The following is a 15,243-nucleotide window of genomic DNA, read 5'->3' as shown; positions in this document are numbered from 1 at the left end:
CGCCCGTATTGGCATTAGCCTCGGAGTTGTTCATGCATCTCTCCCCCGGGATATTTTTCCTGCCAGATACCCCAACTGCCAGTCGGCAGACAGTCTCCCCAGACTGTAGGCATTACCTGACCGTTTAATGGAGTTGAACGTTCAGGCAATACCTACCCCAAGTTGATGAGCCTGCGGGCATCATGGATACAAGTTATGGATATGATTATTAAAAATGGCACGCTGGTGGATGATAAAAGCCAGTATCTGAGCGATATCCTGATCCGGGAGGGCCGCATTGAGCAAATTGCCCCAGCCATCAGTGCCAGTGACTGGCCTACTGCACAAGTGGTTGATGCCGCCGGATTACTGGTGATGCCAGGTGGCATTGATGTCCATACCCATTTCAATATTAATGTGGGCATCGCCCAGAGTGTGGATGACTTTTTTACCGGCACCCGCAGTGCTGCCTGTGGTGGCACCACCTGTGTGGTTGATCATATGGGGTTTGGCCCCCGAGGCTGCAATTTGCATCACCAGCTAGGGGTATATAAAGCCCATGCCCGGGACCGGGCGGTGATTGATTACAGTTTCCACGGCGTGGTACAGCATATTAATGATGACATTTTGGCTGAGATGCAAGCCATGGTTCGCGAAGAGGGGATCAGCTCGTTTAAGTTGTATCTCACCTATGGCTACAAGCTCGATGATGACGCGGTATTTAAAGCTGTTTCCCGCCTAGCGGAAGTGGGGGCTCTGACCACAGTGCATCCGGAAAATGATGCGGCGATTGTGAATATCCGCCACACCTTGGAGGCAGAAGGTAAAATCACGCCCCGTTATCTTGGTGTCAGTCGGCCACTGGAATGTGAAGCTGAAGCCATTGCCCGCATGATCAATCTGGCCAAACTGGCCGGCAATGCACCCTTATACATTGTGCACTTATCCAATGGGTTAGGGCTGGATTATATCCGCTTAGCCCGCCGCGCCGGTCAGCCTGTATGGGCTGAAACTTGTCCCCAGTACCTGCTATTAGATGACAGCTGTTATGAGCAGGAAGATGCGCTGAAATACACCCTAAGCCCGCCACTGCGGCCCAGAGCAGAGCAGGGCAAATTATGGCAGGGGCTGATGGATGGCAGTATCGATACCCTAGCCACCGATCACTGTGCTTTTACCTATGGTGAGCAGAAACAGGCCGGGCGGGATGATTTTAAAGCCTGCCCCAATGGCTTGCCCGGGGTGGAAACCCGCATGCCACTGATGTTTTCCGAAGGGGTGGCCAAAGGCCGTATCAGTGCCAGCCGCTTTGTGGAGCTCACCAGTACCCTGCCAGCGAAGTTATTTGGCCTGTACCCACAAAAGGGCTGCTTAGCGGTTGGAGCCGATGCTGACTTGGTGCTGTTTGACCCCAGTTGTGAGCGCGCTGTGCACCACAGTGAACTGAATGACAATACCGATTATTCCCCGTTTGAAAATATCCCGGTAACCGGCTGGCCAGTGATGACCATTTGCCGGGGCCGGATAGTGGCTGAGCAGGGACAATTTACCGGCGAAGCGGGTTATGGCCGCTTTATTTACCGCCAGCCATTTAAAGCACCGGCACAGCCTGCTTTGAGCTAACGGTTGGTCAAGCCCTGAGCCCGTCTTCAGACGCCGGCATGTTATCGGGAATTAGGGCAAGCAAAAGAATGAACGCATTTTAATAACAATACATCCTACACTGTGGCCCGGTATCGGCCGGACAGCTACTGCAAGGATTTGAAGTAACATGGAGTGAGTATGAAACCGACTGCTGTAATCGCCCTAGGTGGCAACGCGCTACTGCGTCGTGGGGACGCACTGACGTTTGCTAATCAGCTGGCCAATATCAAAATTGCCGCTAAAGCCATTGCGGAAATTGCCAAAGAATACCGAGTTGCCATTGTGCATGGAAACGGCCCTCAGGTTGGCTTGCTGGCACTGCAGAATCTGGCCTACAAACAGGTATCTCCTTATCCGTTAGATGTACTGGGCGCTGAAAGTGAAGGCATGATTGGTTACATGCTGGCCCAGGAACTGCAAAATCTGATGCCCGAGACCCAGGTCAGCAGTCTGTTGACCCGTATTGAGGTCGATCCCCATGATCCATCAATGCAGGACCCCACCAAGTTTGTTGGCCCTGTTTATGACCGTGAAGAAGCAACCATTCTGGCCGAGGCCCATAACTGGACCATGAAGCCCGACGGCGAGTACCTGCGCCGGGTGGTGCCATCACCACGCCCGATGAATATTCTGGATAAAACTTCTATCGATACCCTGCTGGAAGCTGGCCACATTGTTATCTGCTGTGGTGGCGGTGGGATCCCTGTCTGTCATACCCAGATGGGATATCAGGGGGTAGAAGGGGTGATTGATAAGGATTTATCAGCCGCCTTGCTGGCTAAACAATTACAAGCTGACAAGCTGTTGATCCTCACCGATGCAGATGCCGTTTATCTGGACTGGGGCACAGAAAAGCAGCGTGCCATTCATCAGACTACACCAGCAGAGCTGAGTCAGTACAACTTCCCAGCCGGTTCTATGGGACCCAAAGTTGAGGCTGTGATTGACTTTGCGAAATTCGGCGGCCAAGCCTACATCGGCGCACTGGAGCAGGGACTGGATGTCCTTGGCGGCCAGGCCGGTACCTGTGTGGTGAATGTGCAGTAACTGCTGTGCTGTGTGTTGAAACATCAGCCAGCCGTTTATTGCTGATGTAGCTGTGCCCGGGGCGTCAGCGGATGCCGCCCCATCCCGGCCGGGGACCCAGGGTCAAGGCCCTGTCCCGGCCTGTCAACGGACAGGAAAATCAAAATGACAACACCTTTTGCTGATATGACCTTGCCACCCGATCTCAAAGCCAAAAAAGGCTCAGGCCCGGTGCGCAGCAAAGTTCCCGTATACTGTAATTCCCTGCCTCCCTGTAACCATGCTTGCCCTACTGGCAGTAATATTCAGGAATGGCTTTCCCTCGCCCAGTCCGGTGAATTTGAACCGGCTTTTCAGGCGCTGATTAAAAATAACCCTATGCCCGCCATCCATGGTCGGGTCTGTTACCACCCTTGTGAATCTGCCTGTAACCGTGCCAATGTGGATGAGTCGGTCAGTATCCATGCGGTAGAGCGATTCTTAGGGGATGAAGCCCTGGCGCAAAACTGGCAAGTTCGCTTCAATGCCGAGCCAAGTGGTAAGCGGGTACTGATTGTTGGCGCAGGCCCTTCCGGGTTAGCCACCGCCTATCATCTAAAACTTAAAGGCCATGAGGTGGAAATTCGCGAAGCGGCGCCCATGGCCGGCGGGATGATGCACTTTGGTATTCCGGCATATCGTTTGCCGCGGGAAATTCTCGATAAAGAAATTCAGCGTATTGAGAATATGGGCATCAAGATTGTGCTGAACCACAAAGTTGATGATTTGCTGGCAGAGAAAGTCAAAGGCCGCTTTGATGCGGTATTCCTTGCCATTGGCGCCCATGTTGGCCGTGGGGTCGATATTCCTAACGATAACCCGGAAAAAGTCTGTGATGCCGTGACTTATTTACGCGATGTCGAGCTGGGGACGGCCCCGGCACTGGGCAAGCGAGTTGCCGTGTATGGCGGTGGTAATACCGCAATGGATGCTGCCCGCACCGCACGGCGCTTTGGCAGTGAGGTGATGGTGATCTATCGCCGTGACCGTGACCATATGCCTGCCCATGATTTTGAGTGTGTAGAAGCCATGGAGGAGGGGGTGACGTTCCATTGGTTGCGCACCATCCAAAGCATTGATGGTACTAGCTTCACCTTAGAAAAAATGGCGATTGATGACAATGGCCGGCCACAGCCCACCGGGCAGACTGAAACGCTGGAAGCCGATTCATTAATTTTGGCACTGGGGCAGAATATTGATACCAAGCTGACCCGCGGTATTCCGGGTGTTGAACATAAAGCTGACGGCACTGTTATCGTCAGTGAGCAGATGATGACGGGCTACCGCGGTCTGTTCGCGGGTGGCGATATGGTGCCCAGTGACCGTACTGTGACCATTGCCGTGGGCCATGGTAAGAAAGCTGCGGCCCACATTGATGCCTTCCTGAAAGGGCGCAAATTTACCAAGATCAGCAAAAAGCCGCTGATCCAATACGATAAATTGCACCTGTGGTACAAAACCGATGCGGATCAAAGTGCGCAACCAGCCATTCCAGTGGAGCGCCGGGCGCGGACATTTGATGAAGTGGTCGGTGGCCTGACGGCTCAGCAGGCGCAGTATGAAGCCCAGCGCTGTTATTCCTGCGGCAACTGTTTTGAGTGTAATGGCTGTTATGGCGCTTGCCCTCAAGGTGCGATTACCCGCCTTGGTCCGGGTAAAGGTTACCGGGTGGATTATGAAAAATGCACCGGTTGTGAAGCTTGCGCGTCTCAATGTCCTTGCCATGCGCTGGAGATGATTTCGCTGGAAAATAACGACGTAGTTAAGTCGCTGGCGGCCGATGAGCCGGCTCATCAGGAGTAATATGGATATGGAAAATAACACCAAAGTGCACATGCACACCTGTGACGGCAACGAAGCGGCGGCCCATATTGCTTACCGGGTCAGCGAAGTCTGCGCCATCTACCCCATCACCCCTTCATCCACCATGGCAGAATTTGCCGATCAGTGGGCGGCAGAAGACAAGCGCAATATCTGGGGCAATGTGCCGTTAATTGCTGAGATGCAAAGTGAAGGCGGCGCGGCCGGTACGGTTCATGGAGCGCTGCAAAGTGGCGCCTTGACCACCACGTTTACCGCCTCCCAGGGCTTGATGTTGATGTTGCCCAATATGTATAAGATTGCCGGTGAACTGACCTCGGCGGTGTTTCATGTGGCTGCCCGCTCGTTGGCGGCACAGGGATTGTCGATTTTCGGTGATCATCAAGACGTGATGGCGGCCAGAGGCACAGGTTTTGCGCTGCTGGCATCATCCGGGGTGCAAGAAGCCCATGATATGGCGATGGTAGCCCATGCTGCCACGCTGGAATCCCGCATACCCTTTATGCACTTCTTTGATGGTTTCCGTACCTCACACGAAGTGAATAAAATCGCCTTGATCCCTGATGCTTGCGTGCGGGAAATGATCAGTGACGAGCTGGTACGTCAACACCGTGAACGTGGTTTAAGCCCAGATACCCCCTTTATCCGGGGGACAGCCCAGAACCCGGATGTGTATTTCCAGGGGCGGGAAACCGTTAATCCTTTCTATGCCGCCGTGCCGGATATTGTGCAGGCGCAGATGGACAAGCTGGCAAGCTTGACTGGCCGGCAGTATAAACTGATTGAGTATTTTGGCTGTGACGATGCCGAGCATGTGGCTATTGCCATGGGCTCTGGGGTGGAAACCGTAAAAGAGACTGTCAGTTGGCTGAATCAGCATGGCGGTAAAACCGGTGTGTTACAGGTACGTTTGTATCGACCATTATCAGCCACTCATCTGCTGGCGGCTCTGCCAAGTACCGTGCGTACGATTACAGTGCTGGATCGCACCAAAGAGCCGGGGGCGGGGGCAGATCCTCTGTACCAAGATGTATTGACGGCCTTGATGGACAAACAGCCCGAGTTAGCCCAGAAACTGAACTTGCCAATGCCACGTCTGATTGCCGGGCGTTATGGTTTATCTTCTAAAGAATTTACCCCGGCCATGGCCAAAGCGGTATTTGATAATGCCGCCGCTGATACGCCAAGACACCACTTTACCCTTGGTATTATTGATGATGTCAGCCAGTCACATCTGGCCTATGACCCGGACTTTGATATTGAGTCCCATAAGGTGGTGCGGGCCATGTTCTATGGTCTGGGCGCCGATGGCACTGTCGGGGCGAATAAAAATACCATTAAGATCATCGGTGATGATCCGCAGTATTTTGCTCAGGGTTATTTTGTGTATGACTCGAAAAAGTCCGGCTCCCGCACAGAATCCCACCTGCGCTTTGGCCGCCAACCGATTAACAGCCCTTACCTGTTGCAGTCTGCCAATTTTATAGCCTGTCACCAGTCGACGTTTGTGGGCGCGGTGGATATGTTGGATAAGGCTGCCGATGGCGCGGTATTCCTGCTTAATTCCTCAGCCCCTCAGGATGAGATCTGGCAGCGCTTACCTGCCGCTATGCAGCAGATTATGGTGAATCGCCATATGAAGCTCTATGCCATTGATGCCTATAAAGTGGCGCGGGAAACCGGCATGGGCAGTCGCATTAATACCATTATGCAGACCTGCTTCTTTGCCTTGTCCGGGGTAATGGATAAGGATTTAGCCATTGCCAAAATTAAACATGCCATTGAGAAAACCTATGCCCGTAAAGGGCCAGAAATCGTGCAGAAAAACTTTGCGGCAGTCGATCATACCTTGGCGCACCTGTATGAAATTCAATTAGGTGATGTGTGCCAGCAGCAGGAAGCCAAACCTGTAGTGGCCGAGCATGCGCCGGATTTTGTTAAACAAGTCACTGCGCAAATGATGGCCGGTAAAGGGGATTTGATCCCGGTATCCATGCTGCCGGTGGATGGCACTTACCCCAGTGGCACCACTCAGTACGAAAAGCGCAATATTGCCCAGAAACTGCCCATTTGGGCCAATGATGACTGTATCCAGTGTGGTAACTGTGTGATGGTTTGCCCTCATGCGGCGATTCGCGCCAAGTTCTACGACGTCTCGAAATTGGCTGATGCGCCTGATGGCTTTAAGTCTGCCGGGATTACTGCCCGTGGCTTCCCTGATACCCGCTATACCCTGCAACTGTATCCGGAAGATTGCACAGGTTGCAGTTTGTGTGTGGATGCCTGCCCTATGGTTGTACAGAATGGGGACATTGTGGGGGATACTCCGGATGCGCCGCACCGCAAGGCCATCAATATGGAGTTGAAAACACCGCATCTGGCTCGGGAAAAAGCGAATCTGGCCTTCTTTGAAACCTTGCCATATAACGAGCGGGCGCGGGTGGACTTCTCCCATGTGCGCGGCGCTCAGTTCCTGCAACCCCTGTTTGAATTCTCCGGGGCTTGCGCCGGCTGTGGTGAAACGCCTTATTTGAAATTGATGTCTCAGCTGTTTGGTGATCGCCTGATGATCGCCAATGCCACCGGTTGTTCATCCATCTATGGTGGTAACTTACCGACTACGCCGTGGGCAAAAAATGCTGAGGGCAGGGGGCCAGCCTGGGCGAACTCCTTGTTTGAGGATAATGCCGAGTTTGGTTTTGGCTTCCGCCTAGCCGCAGTAAAACAGCATGAAATGGCTGAGCAACTGTTGAAAACATTGGCTGATCGATTGGAGCCTGCGCTGGTGGATCAACTGCTGCATGCTGAACAGTTAACTGAGACTGAAATTCAGGCGCAGATCCGCCGGGTTGATACCCTGAAAGCCAAATTGGCCGAGATAGGTAATGAGGCCGCCCTTAACCTGATTTCGGTGGCCGATCAGCTAATTCGCCGCTCAATCTGGATTGTGGGCGGTGATGGCTGGGCATACGATATTGGCTCCAGCGGGCTGGATCATGTATTGGCCAGCGGCGCGGATGTCAATGTGTTGGTGATGGATACCGAGGTGTACTCCAATACCGGCGGTCAGATGTCAAAATCGACCCCTCTGGGGGCGGTTGCCAAGTTTGCCACTGCCGGTAAGCGTTCCACCAAAAAAGACCTGGCGATGCAGGCCATTGCCTATAACAACGTCTATGTGGCGCGGGTGGCTTTGGGTGCTGATCCACAGCAGGTGCTACTGGCGATGCGTGAGGCCGAAGCATACCGGGGACCATCCATTGTGATTGCCTACAGCCACTGTATTGCCCATGGCATCAATATGGAAGATGGCTTAAAGCAGCAGCAACTGGCGGTGAAATCCGGCCACTGGCCGCTGTTCCGTTACAATCCTGATTTGCGTGACGCCGGGGAAAATCCTTTCTCCCTCGATACCCTGCGCCCCACTGTGCCACTGGCTCAGTACCGCAGTAATGAGGCCCGTTACCAAATTCTGCAACGTAGCCAGCCAGTCGTTGCTGCGGAAATTACTGCCCATGCGCAACAGGTGGCGCGCAGTAAATGGGAACTGTATGAAGAAATGGCCCGCCGCAGCCCGGTGAAGGTCGCGCCTTTTGTCGAGTTACCGATTGTTGATAACGAGGCTGGTAAGTTGGCGCATTAATCAGCAGCGCTGATAAGTTGTAAATAAGCCGCCTTCTTCGAAGGCGGCTTTGGTTAGCGATATCGCTTCAAAGGATTGGTTGTTATGTTTATTCTTTGAGATGTATTTCAAAATTAAATAAGGTTTCCCTGTTTTAAGTCATCCGAATGTGATTGCTTAAAAGAGTCAGCACTTACAATACCAATAAAGTCTTCCTGAGATCTCAATGCCTGCTCAAATAAATCAAGTTTAATCAGAGAGATAAGCAACGCACAAGTACGAGCTTGACAGTTGATTGATCGTTCAGGGTTAAATTCTATATCTGTAAATCCATTAAAAACAGAGAGTTTTTCTTTCAAGTATTCCTTGTGAGGCCTTAGTGAAGTCAAGTACAGCCAATCATAAAAAGCAGTTTTTGGCTCCAAAGGCCATTTAACTCCAAAGAACTCGAAACCGATCAAGTTGCCTGATTTTTTTAATCTTTCATCTCTTTTTGCAGATAGAGAATCCATCATATAGATATCAGTAAACGGCCCATCATCTTCAAAGATCTTACTACCTTGAAATGCACTTTCTACAGATATATCACCAAGTTCAGTTGGAACCATTAAACTGAATGCACTCAGGCGACGCCCCATCTCGAACTCAGATTTTGATGAAACCTCAAGTAATGGAAACAGCCCCGATGCCCCTGCCGCCTCATGAAGTGCCATTACATTTTTTTTCTTCTGAGACGCTGCAAAACCGGGAGACCAAGGAAAATCTACTAGAGTTTCCTGAACCAGATGTTCACGCTTTGCTAGTGGGGAAAAAACTGGGCGTTTAGCCATCAAATTACCTTTAGAATTCTGTTAATAGGAATGAAGTTGGGAACAAGAATCTCACTTTTTCTAGCATTCCTTAGCCGGTGTTGAATCTCTGGGGCTCTCCAATCCGTGCGTGTAAACAAGATCTCTAAATCAAGAGTGTTTTTCGCTTGCTCATTTGTCAGTAACTCCACTCCAGCCTTATTTGAAACATCAGCAGTATACATAACTTCGGGATCGTCTAGAATTGAAGCGCAGATTTTCAACCATTTAGGTTCAGTGATTCTTCCTTCTTCTATAGCACGATACAGCATCGGGTGCTCCTTATTAAAAGCAAGATGTACGTATGTATCAACACCCGCTATTTCATCTGCATCATGACTCCAATCATTTCCTCCAGGCCTAACTTGCATACCCCGTTGATTCAGAGAAACCCAAGAAAGCAGCCCTCCCTGAGCGATGATATTCTGTATGTTTTCACTATCAGTAAAGTGCCAGATGTGTGTAATACCAAATCTAGTTAAAGCTTGCCTCATTCGTTAAGTCCCTTCATATCAATGTCGTGTAAAAAATGAGCAAGCTAGCATGCCAATATAAATGCATACAACGATGTAATTTTATGTATCTTAAAGCTTTTGAATAAGATCACATCGAATTAATAAGATGGTCAATTTTTTATAGAACAAGCAAGCCGCTATATAAGTCGCCCCCACTTTCAGAGTTGATGCCCAACAGTAATTTTTCGACATACTGTTACTCAATTTTTCAATTTCCATCCAAAAATCGGCTTTATTCTGCTGATTTAGGCCCTTTTTCTGGCTAATTCCCAGGATCTTATCTGTGCCCGTATCATTTGGTCGTTCCGCACCAAGTTGGTCAGTGTGAATAACATCGCCAATTGACTGTCGTTTTTAGCCAGTCCATTGTATCTAGCTTTGACAAAGCCGAACTGACATTTGATGCTCCGAAATGGATGTTCAACCTTGGCTCTGATACTGGCTTTTAGGTACTTATAATGGATAGCCAATTTGTTTTTTCAGTGTATTCACCTTACTTGGGCACTTGGCGATAACCTATTTTGCGCGGACATGGATCAGTTCTTCACGTTTTTAGCCCCTGAAACCCGCGTCTGCCGAGATAAATTCCTCCTCTCCGTGTAATAAATGTCCTACTTGGTTGAGGTCGTGCTCGTTGGCCACCGTCGTCACTAGGCTGTGGGTTAGACTGCTTTTGGCGTCCATACCTATGTGCGCTTTCATGCCGAAATACCACTGGTTACCTTTCTTGGTTTGATGCATTTCTTTATGGCGAGTATTGTCTTTGTTTTTGATTGAACAGGGGGCTTGAATGATAGTGGCGTTAACCAATGTCCCCTGAGTCATCAGTACACCACTCTCTGCAAGCCATTGATTAATGGTTCTGAAGATTTTGGGTGCGAGCTCATGTTGTTCCAACAAGTGCTTGAAATTCATTATGGTAGTGCGGTTCGGAATGGCCTTATCCCGGGATAGGTGAGCAAACTGGCGGATAGAGGCGATTTCCTGGAGGGCATCTTCCGTGGTCTCATCGCTTAGGGTATATCACTGCGGTATGCAGTGAATACGCAACATCATTTCCAGCGGATAAGGCTCGCGAGCATTGGCAGCCTTGGGGGGGGGCTGTTAATCAAATCATTTGCTTAAATGCAAATGTTCCGGGGTTTTCAGCCGCTTTACGAGATTAGCTGGCGAATAGTCATACCAAGTCTGATGATTTTATTTAATGCTTTGACGCCAGCTAATGCTTCACCCATTTATTCGTTGTAGGCACATAGGCTCAATTTGGCGTTGATAAGTTATTTGTCGTGATACATGGTGCTCGCAGCATATTGGCTTGGTGTGATAAGAACGATTATTTTTTAGCCTGATATTACAGCAACTTAAGCGCGCATCCATCTTTGCAAAGTGACGGGGAACTGGTCAATAAATTGGCATATATGGTGTGGGCAGTAATGAGCCAATAACAGGATTTAGATATACAAGAAGCTTGTTCAGCGGCAATGCGCTCAGCATAACTGATTGGTTTTTTTGTGTGATAAATTATAAAAACACAATAGCGATAATGATATTAATGCGTTAAACGGTTTGTTTTACTCAAAACCTGTACGGGACATAGATTTTAGAGGTCTTTTGGCTGCTAAGAAGAGTAAGACGTCAATTGGGATCTCATTAAAGCGCATAGCCAAGCTCACATATCGGAGATATGTCGCAAGACCGCCAACCATTAGCAATCATGCCTTACTGTGGAAGGTGAGCTATCGAAGACATATACATAATCAAATAAAAGTAGACCTTGGCCTCGTAGTTAGTGAGGTCATCATATATGCCTATTTAAATGACTGATATAAAATCTTACGGGTTGTAAATCTTCTTCAAATGCGCCCTCAAAGTACTCTGACTGGGCTTTTTCGATACTCTCATGCTTCTCATTTTCAAGAAATGCATCAAGGAGTTTTTTAAAATCATTACTAGGCCAACCACATGGATGAACACTGCTTAAGGCTATGGCTTTTTCTAAGAAAAGATCCCAGCTTATAAGTCCTAATTGAAATTGAATAAAGTCAAAACATACCTGAGCACTACAGAAGTCAAATATCCTTAAATCAATATCAGATATTTCCAACAGCTGGGTTCGCACTCTTTTTGCCGCTTCGTTATAACGTCGTATTAAGCAAAGGTCCACAATCCATTCTTCTGGGTTATCTGAAGTTAATATTTTACTTTCGCTCCACGCAATGTATTCAGCTGGAGTAATACACTTCGCACTAATTAGTTGCACGAGAGAATATAATTGATCTTGATTCATTTAAAGCTACGTAGTTCCTGAAGTCTAACATTTGAATAGTGTGCCCTTGAAAGGTGGTTTACCTGAAAAGCTTGGTTACTTCTTTCTGGCAGTTTCTTACATTGATTTGGGATATGCTATCACCTAAATAAGTGTTCCTAATTGTACTACACATTGCAAGACTCCACATGATTGCTGAAGTTGCAGCCATGTCGTCTTACGACACAGTACCATCAAGCTTTAGACTTAACCATACAAAACAGTCTGGACTCATAGACATTAAGGTAAGTGACCTACATTTAGGAATAGCTATTTAGGATTCTGGGGGGGGGTAGCGTTTCAGTTGCCCTAACTAAATAGGTTAATTATTTCCTGTTTCAATGAATGGAAAACGAGACGTTATCACGTTACAAATATCTGTTCTGTAAGTTTTTTTACATTTCTTATTATCAATGAGGTTATTCACTTAATGATTGCGGTAATCAGCCTCTTACTTTTGATTGGTCTAGGAGTCGTTATTGGCGTAAATACAGATTTCTGTAGTCCTCTATAATGGCGTGGTATAGAGGTAGTATGGTTTGGCTGTTGTGTTAGTATATTACGCAGTTCAGTTGTTGAAACTGGCGTGTGTTCTAACAAGATGCATAGGCGCTAACTCTGTGGCAGATTCCTTGTTTTCTTTGCTGTAATTGACTTTTATGATGCTTTTATCATTATTTTTGATGGCGCCTTGCTCGTTACCAGATTAGACAAAACTCCGTAGTCAACGGCATCAATAAGAGCGAATTTATTTACATCTTGATATTAAAACTACGGGATAATGAAATGTTTTTATAAAGAATTAAACAATATTTCGTCGATATCAATATTAAATAATGCAATTTTTCAATTATTTCATCCATTAAAATTAAATAGATTTGTAAATAAGAGATAACTTTTTTAGCTGCTAATGTATTTAATGATACTAATGGCAATTATAAAAAATTTATAATTATTCAAAGTTGTGATTTGACCCTATGTAACTAAATGTATCTGCTGTAATTATTCGTTCGCCTACAATTAATAATATGGATGGTATGAGAATGATAAGACGAACGAAGTATGTAAATTTGATGTTGACCGGTTTAGGCGTATTGGCTACATCTTTATCTGCTTACGCTTTAGAAGAATGCGATGCGATTCCTATTTATCAAGTACAGGGGAGTGGCTATTCCAGTCCTTTTGTATTGAAGGGACAGTATGAGTCAGCAGCTGATATTCAAATCAAAGGGGTTGTTACTGCTAAATTATCTTCATTAGGGAAAGGATTTTTTATCCAAGAACAAGAAGGTGATGGCCAGAGTGATACATCTGATGGCCTGTTTGTTTATACAGGTAAAAAGTCCTTAGCTGGTATTAAAGAAGGCGATTTACTCTGCGTGTCTGGCAAAGTGAAAGAACACTACGGGATGACCCAAATCGATATGAGCCCAAACTCAGCGCATTATCATGTACTAGGGCATTATGGTGTCACGCCAGCAACAGATTTAATGATTGAAGATAATGAATCCTTACCAGCAGCGATGGAGCGTTATGAGGGAATGAAAGTCAAGCTTATTCCTCAGAGCGATATGGTACTTAGCCGCAATTTCAGCTTTAATTTTGATGATTTTCGACCTAATTTAACTTTATCTCATCACTCTTTATTGATGCAGCCAACCCAATTACATCATCCATTAACGCCTGAAGCGATGGCCTTGGCTAAAACTAATCAGGAGAATAGGTTGGTTGTTGACTCTGAACCTAAATCAAAACACAGTAAAATTCCTTACTTCCCAGATTTTAATGCTGATGATGGCTATCTTCGTTTAGGTGATAATCTCAATAATTTGGAAGGGGTTATATCTTATGATCATGGTGTATACCGTCTAATCCCTATTAATACCATCAGTAAAGCCGATATTGTCCATAACATAGATAGAGTCACTGCGCCTTCTCGACAGGATAGTTCAGATCTGCGTATTGCGAGTTTCAATGTTTTAAATTATTTCAATGAAATTGATTCTGGCGCCAAAAATCCTTTAGGGACAAACCGAGGGGCAAAAGAGATTAATGATTTCAAATTACAACAAACTAAAATTGTAAATGCCATTACTGAGATTGATGCTGATATTATTGGTCTAATGGAGTTGGAAAATAATGGTTTTGCTGATGATAGTGCGATTAATAATCTGACTAATGCCATTAATGCTCAGTTTAAAGATCCACAACAGGCTTATAAATTTGTTCGTATAGCAGATAAAGATATGGTTGATAGCCGATTCTTTGGGCGAGATGCGATCACCGTTGGTTTATTGTATCGCCCTGCAATGGTGGAGTTAGCTTCAACAGCATTAGTGATTAAGACACCGGAACAGCATGTCCCTGCGAATACTGAAACGAGATTAAATCTGAAAACCAATGAACAGGAAGCCTACCCTGCAAGCAAAGGCGCATATCAACGGTGGAGCTTGGGGCAAACTTTTACCTTGAAAAATGGTGGTCATCCTCTAACGGTTGTCGTGAATCACCTCAAATCAAAGGGGTCTGATTGTTTTGAAGATTGGAAAAATTTTGAAGGACGCAAAGAAAATCTCCCGGCGGATTTACAGGGACATTGTGCTGAATTTAGAATTTCTGCGGTTCAAACAATTGCAGAAGCATTAGAGCCGATTAAAGGGGATGTATTATTAATTGGTGATATGAACTCTTATGCGAAAGAAGATCCTATCTGGATATTGACAGATTATATTGCAGACGGACATAACCGGGTATTGAAGACTGCATCATATACTACTATTGACGGTAAGCCTCTAGCCAGCGCTGGTAGCGTCATAACTAAGGGCTATGGATATCACAACTTAAGTGAATTACCTCAGGTAAAAGCATTACATCCGGATGAAAAGGTATTTTCTTATAGTTATGCTAATGCGCTAGGTAGTCTAGACCATGCATTGGGTAATGAGAGTTTAATAAAAAAAGTTGTGAATGTTAGTGATTGGCATATCAACTCGACAGAATCAAATCAATTTGAATATGGGCATAAATACGGTAATCAGTTACATAAATCGGAGAATGCTTATTCATCGACAGACCATGACCCCGTCATTATTGATTTAAATTACAATTTACCGAAAGCTGTGTCAGATACTCAGACTAAATCTAAAGATAGCGGCGGCTCTTTAGGTCTGTGGAGTATATTGCTCCTCGGTGGTTTGGGTTGGCTACGTAACACTTATAAACACTAATTATGATTGATTCGCCGGTGTCATTGATGCCAAGTCTATTAGTGACACCGGTTGATGACAAAGAGAAGTCACAGTTCCTATTACAGCAAAGAGGTAAATAAAATTATAAATAATTTCATAACTGAGAAAATAATCATAAAATGAATATAAATCACGATTATTTTAGTGTGAGTAACATCATATTTTAGTTTGTCGCTAAGTTATTTTCATTAAGAAT

Annotated in this window: 9 protein-coding genes and 2 pseudogenes; 5 read left to right on the top strand and 6 right to left on the bottom strand. The window is 46.6% G+C overall.

The annotated features are described in order from the left end of the window. Positions 1-14: 14 nt before the first annotated feature. Positions 15-149: a hypothetical protein gene (locus NFHSH190041_RS12025; protein ID WP_261922071.1), complete on the bottom strand. Its 135-nt coding sequence runs from the start codon at positions 147-149 to the stop codon at positions 15-17. A gap of 46 nt (positions 150-195) precedes the next feature. Between NFHSH190041_RS12025 and hydA the strand changes: the two genes are divergently transcribed. From hydA to nifJ, 4 genes are all read left to right on the top strand, one after another. After that, positions 196-1,602: a dihydropyrimidinase gene (hydA, locus tag NFHSH190041_RS12020; RefSeq protein WP_261922070.1), complete on the top strand. Its 1,407-nt coding sequence runs from the start codon at positions 196-198 to the stop codon at positions 1,600-1,602. Positions 1,603-1,761: 159 nt separating this feature from the next. Next, on the top strand, positions 1,762-2,670 hold the full coding sequence (locus NFHSH190041_RS12015) for a carbamate kinase (RefSeq protein ID WP_261922069.1): 909 nt from the start codon (positions 1,762-1,764) through the stop codon (positions 2,668-2,670). Between the two features lie 81 nt (positions 2,671-2,751). After that, positions 2,752-4,491: an NAD(P)-binding protein gene (locus NFHSH190041_RS12010; RefSeq protein WP_315972990.1), complete on the top strand. Its 1,740-nt coding sequence runs from the start codon at positions 2,752-2,754 to the stop codon at positions 4,489-4,491. A gap of 7 nt (positions 4,492-4,498) precedes the next feature. Further along, on the top strand, positions 4,499-8,152 hold the full coding sequence (nifJ, locus tag NFHSH190041_RS12005; protein ID WP_261922068.1) for a pyruvate:ferredoxin (flavodoxin) oxidoreductase: 3,654 nt from the start codon (positions 4,499-4,501) through the stop codon (positions 8,150-8,152). Between the two features lie 113 nt (positions 8,153-8,265). Here the strand turns inward: nifJ and NFHSH190041_RS12000 are convergent, their stop codons facing one another. From NFHSH190041_RS12000 to NFHSH190041_RS11985, 5 genes and pseudogenes are all read right to left on the bottom strand, one after another. Then, positions 8,266-8,961, bottom strand: a complete 696-nt coding sequence (locus NFHSH190041_RS12000) for a DUF6977 family protein (protein ID WP_261922067.1) — start codon at positions 8,959-8,961, stop codon at positions 8,266-8,268. Beyond that, entirely contained in the window at positions 8,961-9,473 is a 513-nt protein-coding gene (locus tag NFHSH190041_RS11995; protein ID WP_261922066.1) for a DUF4433 domain-containing protein, read from the bottom strand. Before NFHSH190041_RS11995 ends, NFHSH190041_RS12000 begins: the two co-directional genes overlap by 1 nt. Before the next feature lie 266 nt (positions 9,474-9,739). Beyond that, positions 9,740-10,589: pseudogene (locus NFHSH190041_RS11990) on the bottom strand (IS5 family transposase); the annotation flags it as partial. A 59-nt stretch (positions 10,590-10,648) separates the two neighbouring features. Further along, positions 10,649-10,771: pseudogene (locus NFHSH190041_RS19760) on the bottom strand (IS5/IS1182 family transposase); the annotation flags it as partial. 521 nt (positions 10,772-11,292) lie between these two features. Further along, on the bottom strand, positions 11,293-11,781 hold the full coding sequence (locus NFHSH190041_RS11985; protein WP_261922065.1) for a hypothetical protein: 489 nt from the start codon (positions 11,779-11,781) through the stop codon (positions 11,293-11,295). A 1,061-nt stretch (positions 11,782-12,842) separates the two neighbouring features. Between NFHSH190041_RS11985 and NFHSH190041_RS11980 the strand changes: the two genes are divergently transcribed. Beyond that, positions 12,843-15,026, top strand: coding sequence for an ExeM/NucH family extracellular endonuclease (locus tag NFHSH190041_RS11980; RefSeq protein ID WP_261922064.1), 2,184 nt, complete (start codon positions 12,843-12,845; stop codon positions 15,024-15,026). Positions 15,027-15,243: the final 217 nt, after the last annotated feature.

The sequence above is a fragment of the Shewanella sp. NFH-SH190041 genome (assembly GCF_024363255.1).
Lineage (GTDB): Bacteria > Pseudomonadota > Gammaproteobacteria > Enterobacterales > Shewanellaceae > Shewanella.
This window is presented reverse-complemented; position numbering and strand designations above follow the sequence as displayed.

What these genes read in the sequence shown, in the direction of transcription:
- hydA (WP_261922070.1), top strand. Translation starts at nt 196, where the DNA reads ATGGATATGATTATTAAAAATGGCACGCTGGTGGATGATAAAAGCCAG.
- nifJ (WP_261922068.1), top strand. Translation starts at nt 4,499, where the DNA reads ATGGAAAATAACACCAAAGTGCACATGCACACCTGTGACGGCAACGAA.
- NFHSH190041_RS11995 (WP_261922066.1), bottom strand. Translation starts at nt 9,473, where the DNA reads ATGAGGCAAGCTTTAACTAGATTTGGTATTACACACATCTGGCACTTT.
- NFHSH190041_RS11980 (WP_261922064.1), top strand. Translation starts at nt 12,843, where the DNA reads ATGATAAGACGAACGAAGTATGTAAATTTGATGTTGACCGGTTTAGGC.
- NFHSH190041_RS11985 (WP_261922065.1), bottom strand. Translation starts at nt 11,781, where the DNA reads ATGAATCAAGATCAATTATATTCTCTCGTGCAACTAATTAGTGCGAAG.
- NFHSH190041_RS12000 (WP_261922067.1), bottom strand. Translation starts at nt 8,961, where the DNA reads ATGGCTAAACGCCCAGTTTTTTCCCCACTAGCAAAGCGTGAACATCTG.
- NFHSH190041_RS12015 (WP_261922069.1), top strand. Translation starts at nt 1,762, where the DNA reads ATGAAACCGACTGCTGTAATCGCCCTAGGTGGCAACGCGCTACTGCGT.